This is a genomic window from Streptomyces sp. SID13666 (assembly GCF_010548325.1).
Taxonomy (GTDB): domain Bacteria; phylum Actinomycetota; class Actinomycetes; order Streptomycetales; family Streptomycetaceae; genus Actinacidiphila; species Actinacidiphila fildesensis.
Window position 1 is genome coordinate 15,440 of record NZ_JAAGLX010000048.1, and the last position, 18,986, is coordinate 34,425.

An 18,986-nucleotide genomic window follows, 5' to 3' on the forward strand; every position below is an offset into this window, starting at 1 on the left:
CCGCCGTCTTTGGCTCTCCCTACCACGCTTTCGCTCCGCCATAAAGAATGACATTGACGTCAGCCTGCGGGAGCAAGTCACCGTTCTTCAAACCCCACATTTCCAGCTTGTCGGTGCGCAAGATTACATTCCCGCCATCTCCAAGCTGCCCATATACGATCTTCTGCGGCCGCGAAAGTTTAGCCCCCGGGCCATTCTTCACTTCGAAATATTCAGGCGCACCCAAGCCCGATCCGTTTCTGGTTGCCACGATATCGATATACGATACAGCCCCGCGCTTACCCTCAAGCTTCACGTGCTCACCCATGATCGTGTAGCCCCGGTCTTGCAGCTCCTGGATAGCTCTTGCTTCGCCCGCCGCTCCCTTGATCGGGCCACACGGGCCGCCGTTGTGAACCAGGATTGGCGTCTCGCCCGCCACCACATAGTACGTGTGGAGCCGGTCGACCGTGAGGTTGTAGGTGACGACGGCCCGGTGGTAGTTCCGAACGGAGACTATGGCGAGCAGGGTGCCGTCCGGCTGGCGGAGTTTGTCGCCTGGGTGCAGGTCGGCGGCGTTTTCCCACTGGTTGTGGGTGGCGTTCCAGTAGGGGTGGTGCTGGGTGGAGGTGATGGTGTGGTCGCCGTCGGGGGTTTGGACGGTGAGGTCGGTGAAGTCTTTGTCGTCCTGGGTGACGATGACGTCGGTGACTGTCTCGGTTTTGGTTGTTCCTGTGATGGGGTCTGTCGCGGTGACGCGGTCCCCGATTTTGACCTGGTCGATGGCCTGTTTTGATCCGTCGGCCATGTCGACCTGCGTGTCGCCCGTGAAGCTATTGGGGCAAAGACCTGCTTTCTCGCCAACCTTTTTGAATACGACCGCCAGGGCCACGTCGGCAGCTATTTTTCCCGCAGCGTCGGCGGAATGACCTGTAGCGACATCTTTGATGATGTCCAGCTCATTTTCGACCGGCCCGACGACAAACGTTTGGAGCGGGTCGGTTGCGATCAGTGCTTCTTTGTAGTCGTTGAGGAGTTCCCCGCAGCGGTCGCCGCTGCTGACACAGGACCAGCCGTCCTTAATCCCATTGCCCGCCATCTTGATCGGGGCGACGACGGATACTATCCGGTGTGCAAAGGCGCGCTCGAATTCGGCCGCCCATTTGTATCCGCCACCACTGGAGTGATAGCCGGTGCGGGGGCCTCGATCGCTGCACATGTTCCCCGCACTGTTTCCGCCTTTTCCTGCGCACTCGCGGTTCCACACGGGGATGTCGGTGCCACCGCCGGTGGAGACCCCTCCCTTTTCGTCGCTCTCATAGACCATCAGGCCGCTGGGGTCGCTGTAGGTGACGGGGTTGTTGCCGGCGTAGGTGTAGCCACCGATTTGGTTGGGGTCGGTGGCTTCGAAGAGGGGGTCGGCGGAGATGAAGCGGCCGAGGGTGGGGTCGTAGTCGCGGGCGCCGAGGTGGGTCAGGCCGGTGGTGGTGTCCTTGGTGCCGCCGACGAATCCTTGGGTGCCGGGCCAGCTGGCGGGCTGGGTGCCGCGGGGGTTGCCGTAGGGGTCGACGAGGCGGAAGGTCGGTGTCTGGGCGGTGGCGTCGAGGCTGGTGGTGCCGGTGGCCTGGTCGTTGGAGGCGACGAAGTTGTAGGCGGTGCCGGCTCCGGTGCGGGTGCAGGTGACGCCGCCGGGCAACGCGATGTAGCGGGTGCCCGTGGTGGCTTTGGTGGCCGGGTTGTAGACGACTTCCTGGCCGGGCAGGTAGAGGGTGCTCTTGCCGTCCGGGTCGGTGCGCAGGAGTTGGTTGCCGCCGGCGTCGTAGGTGTAGGTGGTGGGGTTGTCCTGCCCGGTGGACTTCAGGCTCTCGAGTTTGCCCTCGTGGTTCCAGATGAGGGTGTCCGTGCCCGGGGTGGTGGTGCGGGTGGTGGTGTTACCGAGGGCGTCGTAGACGTAGCGGCTGCCGGTTTTGGTGCCGTCGGCTCCGGTGGTCTGGGTACCGGTGAGGGTGTCGGGCTGCTGGGTGGGGTCGCCGCCCTTGCCGTAGGTGTAGGCGGTGGTGGTGTCCCCGGTGCCGGGGGTGAGTCCGTGCTGGTTCTGGGTCTTGCGGTTGCCGTTGGCGTCGAAGGTCCAGGTGGACCAGTACGGGTCGGGGCCGCCGACGGTGGCGCTGCCCGCGGTGGTGCTGGGGGCGGCGGTGCAGGCGTCGGTGGCGGACCAGGCGTCGGTCATCCGGCCGAGCAGGTTGTAGCTGAAGCACTGGGTGTCGCCGGCCGTGCCAAGCCGGTTGTCGGCGATGCGGGTGGTGTTGCCGGCCTTGTCGCGGGTGTAGGTGGTGTCTTCGATGCGGGCCGGCGCCACCGTGCGGTCGGTGGTGACTTCGGTGAGTGCGTTGGTGTGTTCGTCGTGATAGTTGGTGCGGAAGGCGCGGTTGGTGCGGGAGCCGAGCGTGGTCTGTGCGACGTTGCCCAGTGCGTCGTAGCTGGTCGTGCTGGTGTAGCCGCTCAGTCCGCCGACGGCGAGGGGCTGGCCCAGCAGGGTGTACGTCGAGGTGACGGTCTCCGCCGGAAGTGTGCCGGCCGCCGGGAAGGCGGTGCCATAGGGCAGGCCAAGGGTGGGGGTGTACGTGTAGGTGTACCTGTAGGTCCCGGCGAGTCCGGTCACGGTGTCGGGGATGGTGGTGGTGCTGCCCAGCGGCTTCCCGTCGATGGTGAAGCCGCTGATCGCGGTGGTGTAGGCGCCGGAGGTGGTGTAGCGGGCGGAGGCCGTCGTGCGCCCGATGCCGTTGGCGACGGCGGGATCGTCGTAGGTCAGGGAGGTGAGCTTGGGCGATGTGCTGTCCGGCCCGTCGAACGTCGCGGTCTTGCGGCCGAGTTCGTCGTAGGTGACGGAGATCGTCTTGTTCCGGGCGTCGGTGGTGGACGTCAGCTGGTCGGCTGCGTCGTAGGCCATCGACGTCGTTCCGGTGTCCGGGTCGCTCTGCGAGGTTTCCTGGCCGAGCAGGTTGTACGTGTGCTGGCGCTGGGAGCCTGCCGGGTCGGTGATGACGGTGTTCTGGCTGTGGCTGCCGGCTGCGTCGAAGGTGAAGCGTGTGGCCAGCGGGCTGCCGCCGGTGACCTGGTCGCCGGAGACGGCCGGCATCGACTGGTAGTTGTCGGTTTCGATGGTGCGACCGCGTGCGTCGGTGATCGTCGTGGTCGGTGTGCCGCCGGTCGGCGGGATGACGGTGGTGCGGTCGCCGCCGTAGATGGTGCGGGTCTGAGAGACCGTCGCGCCCTGGTCGAGGGAGACATCCAGGGTGGGCCGGCCGAGCCGGTCGTAGGTGATCACGTCCTGGTTGACGACCTGGGAGCCGGTCGTGGCGACCAGGGTGGTGGTGGAAGCGGAGGAGCCGTCAAGGTAGGGGTGGTTGACGCGGGTGGCCCAGCCGTGGCTGTCGTAGGTGACGTCGGTGAGGAGCCGGCCGCCGACCGGGGTCTGGCTCTGTGTCTGCCGCTCGCGCAGCAGCCCGTCATACAGCTTGACCGAGGTGGAGTACGCCCCGCTCTCCAGGAGGGTCTGGGTGGTGACAGCCGACGGTGCGGTGGCCGAGACCTTGTACGCGAACGTCGCGCTGGCGCTTTGGCCAGCGGCCTTGTTACGCGACGGTTGCCAGACGGCCGTAGTGCGGCCGAAGGCGTCGTAGGTGATCTCGCTCTTGGCGCCGTTGGCATCGACCACGGTCATCGGTGTGCTGCGGGCCGGATCGAGTGTCGTGACGGTGGTCTGGTTCTTGGCGTTGCTGGTCGTGATCTGGGTGGGGATGCTGGTGGCCGGGGTGTAGGTGGTGGCGCTCTTGCGCCCGAGCGCGTCGTACGTGGCGATGGCCCGACCGTAGGGGTCGAAGGTCGTAGCGGCCTTGAGCTGGTAGGTGAAGGCGCCGTTGGCGTAGTCCGCTGCTTGTTGCATCAGCGTGATGTCGCCCTTGGTGGGGGCTTGCTGGGGCCACTCCGGCGTGGCCGGAGGCCAGCTGGTCGGCGTCGGCGTGTCGTAGAAGGTCCGCACGTCGGAGATCACCTGGACGGGCCGGTTCACGGAGGCCGGCGCCGTCATGCCGTTCGAAGTCGTGCCGCCCTGCCCGCACGCTGCCGCGTCCGTTTCCAGTTCGGCAGGCAGGCCGACGAGGTTCTTGTTGGTGTTCGGCGGCGCGTACGTCGTCGTGCTGCAGGTTTCCTGTGCGGGGTCGGAGATGTCTCCGTGGTCATCGACAGCGACGACCAGGCCGGTGGCTTTGTCGTAGCCGGCCTCGACGCGCGTGGTCCGCCAGGTGGTCGGTGCAGTGGAGGTGATGGCGGTGGTGGTCCGGGTGCCCGAGTTGCGGGAGATGCGGGCGGTGAGGTCCGGCAGTCCGGTGCGGGTTCGGGTGGCGGTCGCATCGCCCACCCAGTAGTCGTCCACGCTCGCGCTGACGACCGGTCCGCCATCGCCCTTGTAGGTGATGGTTTCGCGGACCGAGCCGGCGAGCTCGTTGTCGTCCGGGACGCTGGCGGCGGCACCGGGCACCGTGACATCAGTTGCCAGAGCCACGGTGGCGGTGCGCTTCTTGCCCGCGGGCAGGGTGTCGCCGTCCATGCCGAGGTAGTAGCGGGACTCGCTGAGCGTCTGGCCCTCGTCGACCGTGCCGGTACGGGTCCGCACCCGGCTGTAACCACGCCACTGGCCGTAGGTGCGGTACTTGGCCTTGGTCACTTCATTGTCATCAAAGTGCCAGCCCAGATTCCCCAGATATTCGTACGAGGTGAGCCTGTCAGAGGAGGCGCCGGTGGAGTCGTGGTCGTTGATGGCTCTGACGACGTATTTGTTGAACCAGTCCAGGATCGGCACCGACTGGCCCACTGGTGTCCAGTAGACCGGGTAGCACAAGCTGGTGTTGGCCGACAGGTCGGCCGGACGGGCGCAGGATGCTGAAGAATAGACGATGGATGTCTGGTTCCCGGCCTCGCTGGTGATCCCCGAGACGCGCCAGCGCACCAGGTTGACATACCCGTTGCCGATGTCGAACCGGTTCGCCAGCGGCTGGCCGGTGAAGGTGACCTTGGGCATGTCCAGCGTGCCGCCGTTGTTGCCGGTGCGCTGGATGGAGTCCAGGAACATGGACGGTTTGCCGTTGTCGCCGGGGTCGGGAAAGTGTTGTTTCAGCGTATAGGTGTCTACCGGCAGGTACTTGGCCTGGCCGCTGTTCCAGAGCTGTGTGCTGATTGCGGTCAGCCGGCGGGTGGACCAGAACGTTGGGGAGTGATTGGCGCAGGTCGCCTTGTCCGCGCAGTTCTGGTCGTAAGGCACGTCGGGCCAGTTCGCCTGGTTCGTGGCGATCGGGTTGCACGTGGTGGCCACGCAGCGGTCTTCGGTGGTGAACGCGACCCGCCGGGGCGCATCGGTATAGGCGTTGCCGTCGGTGAAGCCGTAGTCGATATAGCGCAGGTGTCCGTCGCGGTCGTACTTGACGCCGGTGGTGCCGTTGTTGGCGCCGTAGTAGTTGACGTCAGTGTCGTAGTAGTAGGACATGGCGTTGCCGTGGATGTCGACGGTGTAGTCGAGGTTCCACTGCCATGCCTGCATGCACTGGGAGGCCGCGAATCCGGCGGCCGAGTTGCAGGGGTCGCCGGTGTGGGCGCCGTAGACGGGCACCGTCCAGGCCGACTTCGTCTCCGTCTTGCCCGCCGCGTAGCCCGGCAGGTGGTTCAGGCCGAAGAAGTACTGGGTCCCGTCCGTGGACGTGATCTTCCAGTAGTCGCCGTCGTGGGTGCCGTTGGTACCGCCGGTGAGTTGCTCGACCTTCTCGCCGTTGTCATTGGACAAGCGCCAGTGGGTCGGCACGGACGCGTCGTAGACAAGATCGCCGGAGTGGCCGGCCAAGGAGATGTGGACGATCTGCCCGGCCCAGCACAGGTCACTGACCTTCGGCGCGGTTCCCGCCGGGTCGTCCGAACACGTGCTGTAGGAACGGCTGATGGACCCCGGCGCGTACGACCAGCCGTCGCCGACCCACGATGCCTGGTTGTTCGTGGACGCGGTGAGCCCGTCCAAAGACTGGGAGTCATATTGCAGCGAGACGCCGGGCGCCAGACCACCGGGGACAGGCGGCACCCCGATCGGGTAGCTGTAGGTGAAGTCCCCGGAGTTGCCGCCGGCCGTCCACGATCCGGCGGCGGCCAGCGGCGTGGCCCCGAAAGAGCCGGTGCCTCCGGATGCGGCGGCGGTCGCCGCGAGCACCATCGGCGCGGCTGCCTGCGCCGACGGAGCAGTCGAGGCGGTGCCACCGGTAGTGCCCTTCGCCGCAGGTGAGGTGACGGGGATGGCTGCTGCCTGAGGAAGGGCGACATCAGCAGTGAGCTGGTGGGTGGCGGCGTCGCGCCGAGTGGCCAGCGGCGTCTGGGTGCGGCAGGCGGGCTTTTCCGGGGTGGTCAGCGCGCAGGCGGGCAGCTGCACCAGATGCAGGCGCTCGGACCAGTCGCCGCCGAATGCGTCCTTGAAAGAGCTGTAGTCCACCGACACCGACGCCTTGCCGGTCGCCGAGGTGTTCTCGGTGGCTGAGGCGGTGAACAGCACGCCGTTCACGCCTGCCTTGCTGGCGGCATCCCGTGCGGTGACCTCGATGCGGATCTTGGACGGCGAGCTGCCGGCCGTCGTGGATCCGGACGCCTTCGGGGCCGCTGCTTTGGAGTCGGCGCGGGGTGCGACGGGCGCGACCCAGACCGGCAAGCTGCCCGCCCGTGCACGCCGCGGCGTTGATGCGGCCGTCGCTCCGGTGGACGGAGACTGCGCGGTCAAGTCAACGACAGCCACACCGGCGCTCGGCCACGCAGTCGCCTTCGGGTGCCAACTGCTGGCCGAGGTCTCGTCCTTCAGGTGCGCGCTGGTGTACGGCACCGCATGGACCTTGACCGTCGGCACGGACGGGACAGGGGGCGCGTCGGACTGCGCGTCGGCTACCACCGGCAGCGCCACCTGCAGGGCAGCCAGGACGGTCATCCCCGCAAACGCCGCTACCCATCGGGTCCGTTGACGGCCCCAGACCTTGCGGTCATTCATCGCACCGCGCCACAACAGACTCACGCCCCGCCCCCAAAGATCGTTGAACCTGGGGGACTTTACAGATCCCGCCAAGGACAAAACTGGCATGGAGAAACGCTTGCCAGCCCATGGGAAACCTTTGACCTTTGCCGCGTCTGCATGCACACCGTTCTGCCATGAGTTGCCCTGAGACATCCCACGTGAATTGCTACACAGCGCCGTCCGGCTCGTGATCTGCTCTTCCAGCCTGTGCCCGGTGTCATCGCCTGCCAGGTCCGATCCCGATCCCCCTGGCAAGGAGAACCACCTGTGCCCGCACGTTCCATAGCGCCTCCCGGCAGACGCAGCCGTCTGGCCCACGCCGCGACGGTCACAGCCCTGGCCCTACTCGCGTCCGGCACCAGCGGCGTGCTCCTGGCCCCGGCCGCAAACGCCGCGCCGGCCACCGCCCCGTCCGCACCCGCATCGGCGGCAGCGCAGTCGGCCGATGCCATCGCGCAGGCCAAGGTGACTGGGCTGCCGGTACCGATCGCGGCGCTGACCACCGCCACCGACACCGTGACCGCCGACCCTGCGGGCACCTTCACCCTGACCAGCAGCCTGCTGCCCACCCGGGTCAAACAGGGCGGATCGTGGGTGCCCATCGACGCGACCTTGCGGGCCCAGGCCGACGGCAGCCTCGCCCCGGCCGCCACCCCATCGGGGCTGCGCCTGTCCGGCGGCGGGAACACGCCGCTGGCAACCTTGACCAGCCTCGGCAAGCAACTGGCCATCTCCTGGCCGGACACACTGCCCAAACCCGCCCTGTCGGGGGCGAGCGCCACCTACCCCGGTGTCCTGCCCGATGTGGATCTCGTGGTGACCGCAACCCCGCTGGGCGGCTTCACCGAGGTCCTGGTCGTCAAGAACGCCGCAGCCGCCGCCAACCCGAAACTGGCCGCCCTGCAGTTCACCACCGCCACCCAGGGCCTGACCCTGACCGCCGGCCCGAACGGCACCCTCAACGCCACCGACCCCGCCGGCCGCGTCGCCTTCAGCGCCCCCACCCCGCGCATGTGGGACTCCAGTACCACCGCGGGCGTCTCGGCCAAGACTCGGCAGGCCAGTGCCGCGGACACGGCGCCTGCTGGCGTCTCCAGCGCAGGCGGGCCCGGAACCGGGGCGCAGGTCGCCGCCATGCCGGCCCAGGTCAGCGGAACCCACCTGAACATCACCCCGAACGCCGCCGTCCTGGCCGGCGCGGGCACGCACTATCCGGTCTTCATCGATCCCGGTTTCAACCCCAACTCCTCCGGCAGCGCCAACCCCGCCTACGCCGAGGTCCAAGAAGGCTGCCCGTCCACCTCGAACTACAACTCGACGAGATACAGCGGGGATCCGGCCGTCGGTTACAACGACTACCAGGACTGCATCGGCAAGGAGCAGTCCTACTTCCAGTTCGGCGTGAACAGCCGTATCTGGAACACCTCCATCACCCCCGTCAAGATCCTTTCTGCCACACTCCAGACCCTGGAAGTGTCCTCCGCGTCCACTTCCGTCACCGCCAACGTCAAAGCGTCCCTCTACGCGGTCTCTGTCCTTCCGGTGCTCGCCGACCATGCGACCTGGGACAGCCGTCTGCAGTCCGGGACGCTACTCGACACCAAGGCAGTCCCCCCTGCCACCGCGACATCCCAACCCTCAACCGGCTTCAACGTGCTGGCCGCCTTCGCCCAGGCATCCCAGGCCCACGCCAACAACGTCGTCCTCGGCCTGGTCGCCGCCAACGAAACCGCTGCGGGCGACCGGAAGCACTTCAGGAACACCCCGACGGTCACGGTGACCTACGACTCACTGCCCACCGTCACCGGCCACAGCACCAGCCCGCTCACTGCATGCACCGGCGGCACCACTCTCGGCACGACCGCCGTCACGCTCAGCGCCACGGTCAAGGACGCCGACCAGGGAGCGCCGGTCCTGGCCTACTTCTCGGTCAAGCGTACCGACGGGGCAACCGTCCCAACCGACACCGGGATCACCATCCCCCAGACCGCAGCAGTACGCGGTCCGGTCACCCAGAGCGGCACCCTCAGCTTCAACCTCGGCGTGCTGCCCTCGGGCACCTACAGCTGGCAGGTCTACGCCAACGACTACGGCTACTCCTCGCCGACGACCAGCGCCTGCACCTTCAGCGTGGACGCCTCCCCGCCGCACGAACCCGACATCAGCTCACCTGCCTTCCCCCGCAATGCGACGAACCCATCACAGCCGCGCACGGGCGGAGACTTCTTCTTCACCCGGGCCGCCGGCGACACCGACGTGGCGAGCTACGCCTACAACTGGGAAACACCACCCCCCACAGTTGACCCGCCGCTCACCCACGAGGCCAGCAAAGTCAGCGCCACCACAACCGTCCCGCTGATCCCTATGACGCCTGGCAACAACGTGCTGTACGTGTACGCCATCGACGCGGCCGGCAACCACTCCCACACCGTCCACTACGACTTCCTCACCGCGTCACTGACCGTTCCGGACACCACCGGCGACTTCACCGGCGACGGCAAACCCGACCTGACCATCCCAGGGGCCGACGGGAACGTGCGCCTCTACCCCAGCACCGGCACCCCACCCGGGACCCTGGGCGCGCCCTATCGCGCCACCAGCGACGCCAGCTTCAAGAATGCCGTCTTGAGCACCGGCGACTTCAATGGGGACTTGATCCAGGACCTGCTGGCCCGCAAGAACGACGGCAACCTTTACTTCTACCCTGGCAACGGTGGCGGATCGGCCTTCGATCCCAACAAACAGGGTCAGGTGCTGCCTGCCCCGACGAGCGACAGCAACCACTTCGAATGGTCCAGAGCGGACCAGATCGTCGCCACCCTCGACGTCGACGGCGACGGCAACTTCCCGGACCTGTACGTCGTCTCCGGTGACGTGCTGTGGCTGTTCCCCGCAGCAGGCACATTCGGCACGTACAACGTCCCCGTGCAGATGTCCACCGGCTGGACCGGAAAGACCCTCACCGACGCCGGCACCATCTCCAACGCCCCGGCCCTGTGGTCACGGGACGACACCACCGGCGAACTCGACCTGTACACCGGCACCCCAACCATCCCCGCCGCCCCTCCTGCCGACGCCGTCCCGGCCATCCCCGCAGGGTCCTCGACCAGCACCAAGACCGTCGTCGCCACGAGCGGCTGGAGCAAGGCCATTCGGCCACAGCTCTTCCCGGCAGGCGACTCCAACGGCGATGGCCGCCCCGACCTGTGGGCCACCGACATCGCCCCGGTCCGCAACGTCTCCTACTACGGCAGCACCACCACTGCCTTCGCCACTCCGACCCACGCACAAACCCTCAACCCCACCGGCGACATCAACGGCGACGGCGAAGCCGACATCCTCGCCATCGACACCTCCGGCAACCAGTGGATCTACCCCGGCAGCGACGGCATCAAGACCTCCAGCTTCCTCAGCCGCTACCAGACCGGCAGCGGCTGGAGCGGCATGGACGCCCTCAACATCAGCGACATCAACGGCGACGGACGGCCCGACATCCTCACCCGCCGCACCTCCGACGCCAGCCTGTGGGTCTACCCCGGCACCGGCGGCACCGGCACCAGCACCTTCGGCGCCCCCTATAAGGTCGGCGACAGCTGGGGCGGCATGAACATCATCGAGGTCGGAGACGTCAACGGCGACGGCAAGACCGACATCCTCGCCCGGCGCGCCTCCGACAACAGCCTGCTCACCTACCCCGGCACCGGCGGCACCGGAATCAACAGCTTCAGCGCCCCCTACCTAGTCGGCGACAGCTGGGGCGGCATGAACATCATCCGGCTCGGCGACATCAACGGCGACGGCAAGACCGACATCTTCTGCATCGACGCCGCGGGCACCCAGTACGTCTACCCCGGCACCGGCGGCGCCGGAACCAGCACCTTCGGCACCCGCTACCAGACGGGTACCGGCTGGAACATCACCAACTCCATCAGCCTCAGCGACGTCAACAGTGACGGTAAGATCGACATCCTCAGCCGCCTCGCCTCAGACTCCAGCCTCTGGACCTACCCCGGCACCGGCGGCACCGGAACCAGCACCTTCGACGCCGCCTATAAAGTCGGCGCCAGCTGGGGCGGCATGACCGTCATCATCTAGAGACGACTTCCTGACATGTGGTCCCAGCCAGGCCACCACTGACACTGAAAGCAACAACGGCGTGGCGAGGGCCTCGACGACAAGTCGGGGCCCTCGCCACGCTTCTTAGATTGCCAGTTCCAGTTCTTCATCCGGCCTGGCCAGAGGGGTATTTTCAAGTCCTACTGGGCGGACGCCAGGTCAGGGTGATCATGGTTCGTGACTCACCCGATCAAGGTGCGTGCGGTGCTGGTAGCGCAAGTGCCTGACTATGCTCTGGTGGCGTCAGCGCCGGTGCGGCCAGTAGACGGGCAGAGCAGAGCTGGTCGTGGGGGGGGGACGGACAAGGTCCAGGAGCCGTCGCACTTCTGGCGCGGTGAGGGGAACGAGGTTTCTCGGACCGTTCTTTCGGCCCCTCCTCGCGGGCCTGGGTGGTCATCACCGCGCGGAAGGCGTGGGCGAGCATGGCCAAGGGCGATGCGGCGGTACCAGCCGACCTGGCAGCGGACCTCGTACTGGTCCGGGCCGCATTCGCCCTTCGCCGCTTGAAGGCAATCCTCGATGGCCCATCGGGAGCCAGCCACCCGGAGTCCGGTGGGAGCCCGGAGCCGTTACGCGACGGTATCGCGCCCTTCACCGCGCGGAGTCCGAGGACCTCGCCCCAGGAAGTGCCTCGTCGTCAGACGCTGATCGCAGAACCCGCTCAAGAACGGGCGGAACCTCGTCGTACGGCCCACACCCACATCCCTCGAAGGTCCCCGCGCGAACGGGCTCTCCACCTCCGCAGGCCAGCAGCCTCACGGCGGAGCCCCTCCGGATGCAACCGGAGGGGCCCTCACCTCTCACACACATCTCACCAACAACACCGACGCCCCTGGACCACAAGACCCCAACCTGGCACTACGCCACTCCCCTGTACCAAGTGGACACCCCTGGAAGGTCTCTACGACCTGTGCCAGGTGGTGCCGAGGGCGGGGCCCAGGACGAGTACGGGGGCGTCCTCGGGGCCGTCGAGCCGGTGCTGGAGGGTCTTCTGGTCGCTCACCGGGTTCACGCTATCGAGTGACGGGAAGCGGCTGGTCACCCGCCCCCCGCGGCCCGCCAGGACCCGTGCGTGCGCCCGCCTCCGACCGGTGGGGCGGGCGCGTGGGGGGATGGTTCCGTCAGAAGTTGATCGTGGAGACGATGTACACGACGGGATGGTCCAGATCGCTGAGGTCGACGGTGATGTCGTGGTCCGGCTTGTCCCCGTGCTGGGTCGTCGACACTCCGCCCCAGTCGTGGCCCGGCCGGAAGAGCCAACCGGGCACCTTCGCCTGGTCGGGGGTGATGGTGACGTCACCCGGCTTCAGCGCGGAGCGGCTGGTGCCCAGCTGCGCGAGGAAGGTGTCGAGCCCGCCCGCGGTGGACGTGAACTGGACGTAGAGCGCGCTCGTGTTCCAGTTGTTCGTCTCCATGTAGGCGATCTTCCGCGTCCAGTCCAGCGGGACCGGCACCTGGTATATCCGGCGCTGCACCTGGCTGGGCCAGTCCCACGTCAGGTGCTTGGCGGCCGCCGACTCCTCCTTGTCCTGGCCGCTGTTGCGGCTCTGCTCGGCGGAGACGATCACATAGCCGACGGGTACCAGGATCAGCAGCGGGACGACGGTCCACTGGACCCAGCGGGGCACCTGGCGCAGCGGCCTGCTGTGCGGGCGGTCGACGCTCATCGGCCCGCCGCCCGGACGAAGCGCTCGTAGCGCTCGACACGGCGCCGGTTGGCGCGGCGGAACCGCCGGGCGACCAGCCGGGCGAGGTCGGCGGCGCCGACCAGCCCGGCCTCATTGCCCAGCTCGGCCTGCACGATGCGGGCCTCGGGGCGGTAGCCGCGCCCGGTGAGGTTGCGGCGGAAGGCGTCCCGGGCCGGGCCGATGAGCAGGTCGTCGGCGGCGCTGACGCCACCGCCGATGACGAAGCAGGACGGGTCCAGCGCGGCGGCGAGGTTGGCGATGCCGACGCCGAGCCACTGGCCGATGTCCTGGAGCAGCTCGATGCACATCGCGTCGCCCTCCCGGGCCAGCTGCGTGATCAGCGGTCCGGTGATGTCGCCGATGTTGCCGCCGACCCGGTCGATGATCCCGTACGCGACGGGCGACTCGGCGGCGGCCATTTCGCGGGCCTCGCGGACCAGCGCGTTGCCCGAGCTGTACTGCTCCCAGCAGCCGCGGTTGCCGCAGGGGCAGCGGTGGCCGCCGGGGACGACCTGCATATGGCCGAACTCGCCGGCCACGCCGTAGCGGCCGCGCTTGACGTGGCCGTCCTCCAGGATGGCGCCGCCGATGCCGGTACCCAGCGTGATCATGACGAGGTCGTCCTGGCCGCGGCCGGCGCCGAAGCGCCATTCGGCCCAGGCCGCGGTGTTGGCGTCGTTGTCGACCATGACCGGCACCAGCAGCCGTTCCTCCAGCCGGTCGCGCAGCGGTTCGTCGCGCCAGGACAGGTGCGGGGCGAAGAGCACCCGGGAGCGGTCGGCGTCGACCCAGCCGGCGGCGCCGATGCCGACCGCGTGCACGTCGTGCCGCTCCGACAGGTCCAGCACCAGCTCGACGATGGTGTCCTCGACGACCTTGGGGCTCTTGCTCCGGTCCGGTGTCTCGGTCCTGAGCTGCTCCAGGATGTTGCCGTCCGGGTCCACGACCCCGGCCGCCACCTTGGTGCCGCCGATGTCGATGCCGACCGTCGGCACTCTCGGCGCCGTCAGATGGGAGCGGCGCTCCCGGCGGCCGACGGTCTGCAGCACCGTCGCACGGGCGGCGCCCTTGCGCTGGAATGCTGATCGGTCGCTGCGTGACGCTGCTGGCAAGGGTCGTCTCCGGATCGGTGGCTGTCGTGCCGATTGTGCCGCACCGGGGACGTACCCCGCGCAGCACGGGCTGGGTCAGCCCTCGCGGGCGAGCTCGTGGCTGAGCTGCTCCAGCTCGCTGCCGCCCGCCATCTGGCGGGTCAGTTCTTCCAGCGTAATGCCCGTTTTGGGATAGCTCCCGGCCATCGCGCCGCGCTTCAGCAGGACGAACCGGTCGCCGACGAGGAAGGCGTGGTGCGGGTTGTGGGTGATCAGGACCACACCGAGCCCGGCATCGCGCGCGGCGGCGACGTACTTGAGGACGACGCCGGACTGCTTGACGCCGAGCGCCGCCGTCGGCTCGTCGAGGACCAGCACCTTCGCCCCGAAGTAGACGGCGCGGGCGATGGCGACACACTGCCGTTCACCGCCGGACAGGGTGCCGATGGGCTGGTCCACGTCGCGCAGGTCGATGCCCATCCGCAGCAGCTCACTGCGGGTGGTCTCGCGCATCGTGCGCACGTCGAGCCGGCGGAGCGGTCCACGGCCCTTGGTGGGCTCGGAGCCGAGGAAGAAGTTCCGCCACACCGGCATCAGCGGCACCACCGCGAGGTCCTGGTAGACGGTCGCGATGCCGTGGTCGAGGGCCTCACGCGGCGAGCTGTGGCGCACCGGCTCGCCGTCGACCTCGTAGGTGCCCGCGTCGTGCTGGTGCAGACCCGAGATGATCTTGATGAGGGTGGACTTGCCCGCGCCGTTGTCGCCCAGCACGCAGGTGATCTCACCGGCGTGCACTTCGAGGGAGACCCCTTCCAGGGCCTTGATGTTGCCGTAGTACTTGCTCACGTCGGTGAGCTTCACCAGCGCGCTCATGCGGTCGCCTCCGCCCGCTTGCGGACCCATGCGTTCAGCAGCGTGGCCAGCAGCAGCATGGCCCCGAGGAAGAACTTGAACCAGTCCGGATTCCACTGGGCGTACACGATGCCCTTGCTCGTCATGCCGAAGATGAACGCGCCGACGGCGGAGCCGATCGCCGACCCGTAGCCGCCGGTCATCAGACAGCCGCCGATGACGGCCGCGATGATGTAGAGGAACTCGTTGCCGACACCCTCGCCCGACTGCACCACGTCGAACGAGAAGAGCAGGTGCTGGCCGGAGATCCAGGCGCAGAACGCGACCGCCATGTACAGGCCGATCTTGGTGCGGGACACCGGGACGCCGACCGCGCGGGCGGCGTCCGCGCCGCCGCCGACGGCGAAGATCCAGTTCCCGGCCCGGGTGCGCAGCAGCACCCAGGTGGCGACGGCGACCAGGGCCGCCCACCACAGGATGGTGACCTTCAGGTCGATGTCACCGATGGTGAGGTGCGAGGCGAAGAGCACCCGCGCCGAGTCGAACCCCTCCATGTCGGCGATGGACTTGGTGCTGACCGTGCCGCTGATGAGCTTGGTGAAGCCCAGGTTCAGCCCGGTGAGCATCAGGAAGGTGCCGAGCGTGATGATGAAGCTGGGCAGTTTGGTGCGGGTCAGCAGGAACCCGTTGAAGAAGCCGATGGCCAGGGTGACCACCAGCGACACCGCGACGCCCGCCCAGACGTTCGCCGTCATCTGGTAGCTGAACATCGAGGAGACCAGCGCGGAGCTGGTGACCATCACACCGGTCGACAGGTCGAACTCGCCGCCGATCATCAGCAGGGCGACGGGCACCGCCATGATGCCGATGGTCGAGGCGGCGTACAGCACGGTCCCGAAGCTGGACCACTGCAGGAACGAGTCGGCGGCGACCGAGAAGAAGATGAAGACGGCCGCGGCGCCGACGACCGAACCCAGTTCGGGGCGGCCCATCAGCCGGCGCGCCAGCGAGCGGTGCACCAGCCGGTCGTCCGCGGCCTTGCCGCCGGGGTCCGGACCGTCCTGGTCTGCGGGCTTCTCCAGTGTGGTGGCCGGTGTCATCGCGTCCCCCGTTCGGTGTACTTCGCCAGCGCGGCGGCGTCCTTCTGCGTCAGGATCTGCGGGCCGGTGAGCACCGGCTTCCCGCCGCCCAGGACGTCGGCGTTGTAGCGGTAGAGCCAGAGCAGGTCCACGGCCTCGTAGCCCTGCAGATAGGGCTGCTGGTCGACGGCGAAGCCGATCGTGCCGGCGGCCAGCGCCGTGGCGACCTGTGCGTTGAGGTCGAAGGTGTCGACCTCGGCGGAGCTCGACGCCTGCTGCTTGGCCTTGACGGCGGTGGCCGCGAACGGCGCGCCCAGGGTGACGACCGCGTCGATGGACTTGTCGGCCTGGAGCTTGGCCTGGATCGTGGACTGCACGTCGGGCATGTTGGTGCCGTCGACGTTGAGGTTGTCCATCGTCCCGGCGAAGGTCTCCTTCGCCCCGGCGCAGCGGTCCTCGTGGCCGACGTTGCCCTGCTCGTGCAGCACGCAGATGGCGTGCTTCTTCCCGCGCTTGTCCAGCTCGTCGCCGACGGCCTGGCCGGCGATCTTCTCGTCCTGGCCGATGTGGCTGAGTGCCCCGAAGGCCTTGGACTGGTCGGAGCCGGAGTTGATGGTGATGACGGGGATGCCGGCCTTCACCGCCTTGGCGACGACGTCCTTCATCGCGTCGGGCTTGGCGAGGGTGACCACCAGGCCGTCGACGTGCTGGTCGATGGCGGCCTGGACGAGCTGCGCCTGCTCGTTCGCCTGGTTGCTGCTGGAGTAGACGAACTTGATGTTGTCCTTGCGGGCGGCCTGCTTGGCACCGTTCTGGACGATGTCCCAGAAGGTGTCGCCGGCGCCCGAGTGGGTGACCATGGCCACCGTCCACTTGGGCGTGTCGACGCCCGAGCCGCCGTCCGCGGACTGCGCGGCCCGTTCCTCGGCGCGCTTGCCGCCCGTGCTGCTGCACCCCGCCAGTGAGGCCCCGAGCACCGCCGCCAGCAGTGCGCCGATCGCGCGCGTCCCCGTCTTAGCCATCGCCACGAAGCCTTGCCCTTCCCTGCGGATCCCGGTGCCGCCGGGGGCTCGATGATCAGCCCCGGCGGCCCAAGTATCTGTCAAGGGGAACGTGGCCGCTGTCATCGGGTACCGCGCTGGGTGTACTTCTCCAGCTGCGGCACGTCCTTGTCGGTGACGAGGGCGGGGCCGGTCAGCACCGGCCGGCCGCCGCCGATGACGTCGCCGTTGGTCCTGTAGAGCCACAGCTCGTCCACCGCGAGGTAGCCCTGGAGGTAGGGCTGCTGGTCGACGGCGAAGCCGACCTCCTTGCTCTTGAGCTGCTTCACCACGGCCGCGTTGAGGTCGAAGGTGTCGACCTCGACCTTGGCCTTGGTCTGCTGGACGGCCTGCACGGAGGTGGCGGCGAAGGGCGCGCCCAGGGTCAGGATCGCGTCGATGGACTTGTCCGCCTGGAGCTTGGAGGTGACGGAGGACAGCACGTCGGGCATGTTCGTGCCGGTGACGTAGAGCTTCTGCATCGAGCCCTTGAAGGTCTTCGCGGCGCCGTCGCAGCGCTGTTCGAGAGAAACGTTTCCCTGCTCGTGGATGACGCACAGCGCCTTCTTCAGGCCCCGCTTGGTCATCTCGTCGCCGACCGCCTCGCCGGCCACCGCCTCGTCCTGGCCGATGTGGCTCAGCGCGCCGTAGGCGGCGGAGAACTGGGAGCCGGAGTTGATGCTGATGACGGGGATGCCGGCCTGAACGGCCTTCTGCAGCACCGCCTTGAGCGCGTCGGGCTTGGCCAGCGTCACGATGATCCCGTCGACCTTCTGGTCGATCGCGGTCTGGACGAGCTGGGCCTGCTCGTTCCCCTCCTTGTTGTTGGAGTAGAGGAACTTCACGTTGTCCTTCGCCGCGGCCTGCTTCGCGCCCTTCTGGACGATGTCCCAGAACGTGTCGCCCTCACCCGAATGGGTGACCATGGCGATGGTGAGTTGCGGGGTGCCCGCCCCGTTCACCGTACTCGTGGCGTCCTTCTCTTCGGTCTTCTTGCCCCCGGAGCTGCTGCATCCGGCGGCGGCGAGCGATATCGCCAGGGCGAGTGCCGCCGCGGACAGAGCCGTACGCCTGCGTGCCATCGTGGGTCCGCCTTTTCCTCCGGCCGCCCGGGTCCGGTCCGGTGTACGGCACGGGGTGGTTTCTAATCGGGGCCGGGGTGCAGCGTCAAGACTTTGTACAGACATTCTTACGTTCGCGGCTAGGTACGGACCAGCAGCCGGAACTCGAACGCGTAGCGCGAAGCCCGGTAGATGTGCGATCCGAACTCCACCGCCCGCCCCTTGGCGTCGTACGTGGTGCGCTGCATCGTCAGCAGCGGTGCGCCCTCCGGCTCGGCCAGCAGCCGGCCCTCCTCCGCGGTCGCCGCCCGCGCGCCGACGGTCTGCTGGGCGCTGTGCAGCGTGATGCCCGCGCCGCGCATCAGCCGGTACAGGCCGGTGGCCTCGAGGTCGACGGTGCTCAGCGGCAGCAGATCTGGCGGCAGGTGGTTCGTCAGGTGCGCCATGGGCTCGCCGTGGGCCAGCCGCAGCCGCTCCACCACCACGACCTCGCTGCCCTCCGGCACCCCGAGCGCGGCCGCGGCCTGCGCGGAGGCGGGCGCGACGGAGTTGCGCAGCACCCGGGTGGCGGGACGCTGGCCCGCGGCGAGAAGGTCGTCGTAGAGGCTGCTCAGCTCCAGCGGGCGCTTGACCTGGCTGTGCACCACCTGGGTGCCGACCCCGCGGCGGCGCACCATCAGCCCCTTGTCCACGAGGGACTGGATGGCCTGGCGCACAGTGGGCCGGGACAGACCGAGCCGGCCGGCCAGCTCGATCTCGTTCCCCAGCAGGCTGCCGGGGGCGAGCCCGCCGGTCTCGATGGCGCTCTCCAGTTGCTGGGCAAGCTGGAAGTACAGCGGGACCGGGCTCGAGCGGTCGACGCTGAGACGGAGCGGTGCGGGGTCGGGACTGGGCACGATGGGAGCGTATCGGCAGGTTGCCATGACGGGAAGTCCGTATGTCCGGACAAACTATTGACAGGCGGTGACGGCTCGCGGGAGGTTGGTC

General features: G+C 68.1%; 9 protein-coding genes and 2 pseudogenes. 1 reads left to right on the top strand and 10 read right to left on the bottom strand.

What is annotated here, in order from left to right:
* Nucleotides 1–19 precede the first annotated feature (19 nt).
* Nucleotides 20–7,048 (bottom strand): RHS repeat-associated core domain-containing protein, encoded by a 7,029-nt coding sequence (locus G3I60_RS36930; protein WP_164297603.1) that lies wholly within the window; start codon nucleotides 7,046–7,048, stop codon nucleotides 20–22.
* A 291-nt stretch (nucleotides 7,049–7,339) separates the two neighbouring features.
* On the opposite strand from G3I60_RS36930, the gene G3I60_RS46945 reads away from it, so the two are divergent.
* Nucleotides 7,340–11,167: an FG-GAP-like repeat-containing protein gene (locus G3I60_RS46945; protein WP_164297601.1), complete on the top strand. Its 3,828-nt coding sequence runs from the start codon at nucleotides 7,340–7,342 to the stop codon at nucleotides 11,165–11,167.
* A gap of 211 nt (nucleotides 11,168–11,378) precedes the next feature.
* On the opposite strand, the pseudogene G3I60_RS45990 reads toward G3I60_RS46945, so the two are convergent.
* The 9 genes and pseudogenes from G3I60_RS45990 to G3I60_RS36975 form a co-directional block, all read right to left on the bottom strand.
* Nucleotides 11,379–11,733, bottom strand: a pseudogene (locus G3I60_RS45990) (IS701 family transposase); the annotation flags it as partial.
* Between the two features lie 365 nt (nucleotides 11,734–12,098).
* Nucleotides 12,099–12,191: pseudogene (locus G3I60_RS36940) on the bottom strand (3-oxoadipate enol-lactone hydrolase); the annotation flags it as partial.
* Nucleotides 12,192–12,309: 118 nt separating this feature from the next.
* Nucleotides 12,310–12,855 (bottom strand): hypothetical protein, encoded by a 546-nt coding sequence (locus tag G3I60_RS36945; RefSeq protein WP_203674798.1) that lies wholly within the window; start codon nucleotides 12,853–12,855, stop codon nucleotides 12,310–12,312.
* Nucleotides 12,852–13,988 (bottom strand): ROK family glucokinase, encoded by a 1,137-nt coding sequence (locus G3I60_RS36950; protein ID WP_138355578.1) that lies wholly within the window; start codon nucleotides 13,986–13,988, stop codon nucleotides 12,852–12,854. The genes G3I60_RS36945 and G3I60_RS36950 overlap by 4 nt, the downstream gene beginning before the upstream one ends.
* A 75-nt stretch (nucleotides 13,989–14,063) precedes the next feature.
* Nucleotides 14,064–14,840 carry an ATP-binding cassette domain-containing protein gene (locus G3I60_RS36955; protein WP_164297597.1) on the bottom strand — a complete coding sequence of 259 codons (777 nt, stop codon included), beginning with the start codon at nucleotides 14,838–14,840 and terminating at the stop codon, nucleotides 14,064–14,066.
* Entirely contained in the window at nucleotides 14,837–15,811 is a 975-nt protein-coding gene (locus G3I60_RS36960; RefSeq protein WP_232485848.1) for an ABC transporter permease, read from the bottom strand. Before G3I60_RS36960 ends, G3I60_RS36955 begins: the two co-directional genes overlap by 4 nt.
* Nucleotides 15,812–15,915: 104 nt before the next feature.
* Nucleotides 15,916–16,920, bottom strand: a complete 1,005-nt coding sequence (locus tag G3I60_RS36965) for a sugar ABC transporter substrate-binding protein (protein ID WP_203674800.1) — start codon at nucleotides 16,918–16,920, stop codon at nucleotides 15,916–15,918.
* Between the two features lie 101 nt (nucleotides 16,921–17,021).
* Nucleotides 17,022–18,020, bottom strand: a complete 999-nt coding sequence (locus G3I60_RS36970) for a sugar ABC transporter substrate-binding protein (RefSeq protein WP_164608307.1) — start codon at nucleotides 18,018–18,020, stop codon at nucleotides 17,022–17,024.
* Between the two features lie 119 nt (nucleotides 18,021–18,139).
* On the bottom strand, nucleotides 18,140–18,895 hold the full coding sequence (locus G3I60_RS36975) for a GntR family transcriptional regulator (RefSeq protein ID WP_343242000.1): 756 nt from the start codon (nucleotides 18,893–18,895) through the stop codon (nucleotides 18,140–18,142).
* Between the last annotated feature and the right edge of the window lie 91 nt (nucleotides 18,896–18,986).

Coding starts and splice junctions, on each gene's coding strand:
- G3I60_RS36930 (WP_164297603.1), bottom strand. CDS start 7,048: ATGAATGACCGCAAGGTCTGGGGCCGTCAACGGACCCGATGGGTAGCG.
- G3I60_RS36955 (WP_164297597.1), bottom strand. CDS start 14,840: ATGAGCGCGCTGGTGAAGCTCACCGACGTGAGCAAGTACTACGGCAAC.
- G3I60_RS36970 (WP_164608307.1), bottom strand. CDS start 18,020: ATGGCACGCAGGCGTACGGCTCTGTCCGCGGCGGCACTCGCCCTGGCG.
- G3I60_RS36965 (WP_203674800.1), bottom strand. CDS start 16,920: ATGGCTAAGACGGGGACGCGCGCGATCGGCGCACTGCTGGCGGCGGTG.
- G3I60_RS36960 (WP_232485848.1), bottom strand. CDS start 15,811: ATGGGCCGCCCCGAACTGGGTTCGGTCGTCGGCGCCGCGGCCGTCTTC.
- G3I60_RS36945 (WP_203674798.1), bottom strand. CDS start 12,855: ATGAGCGTCGACCGCCCGCACAGCAGGCCGCTGCGCCAGGTGCCCCGC.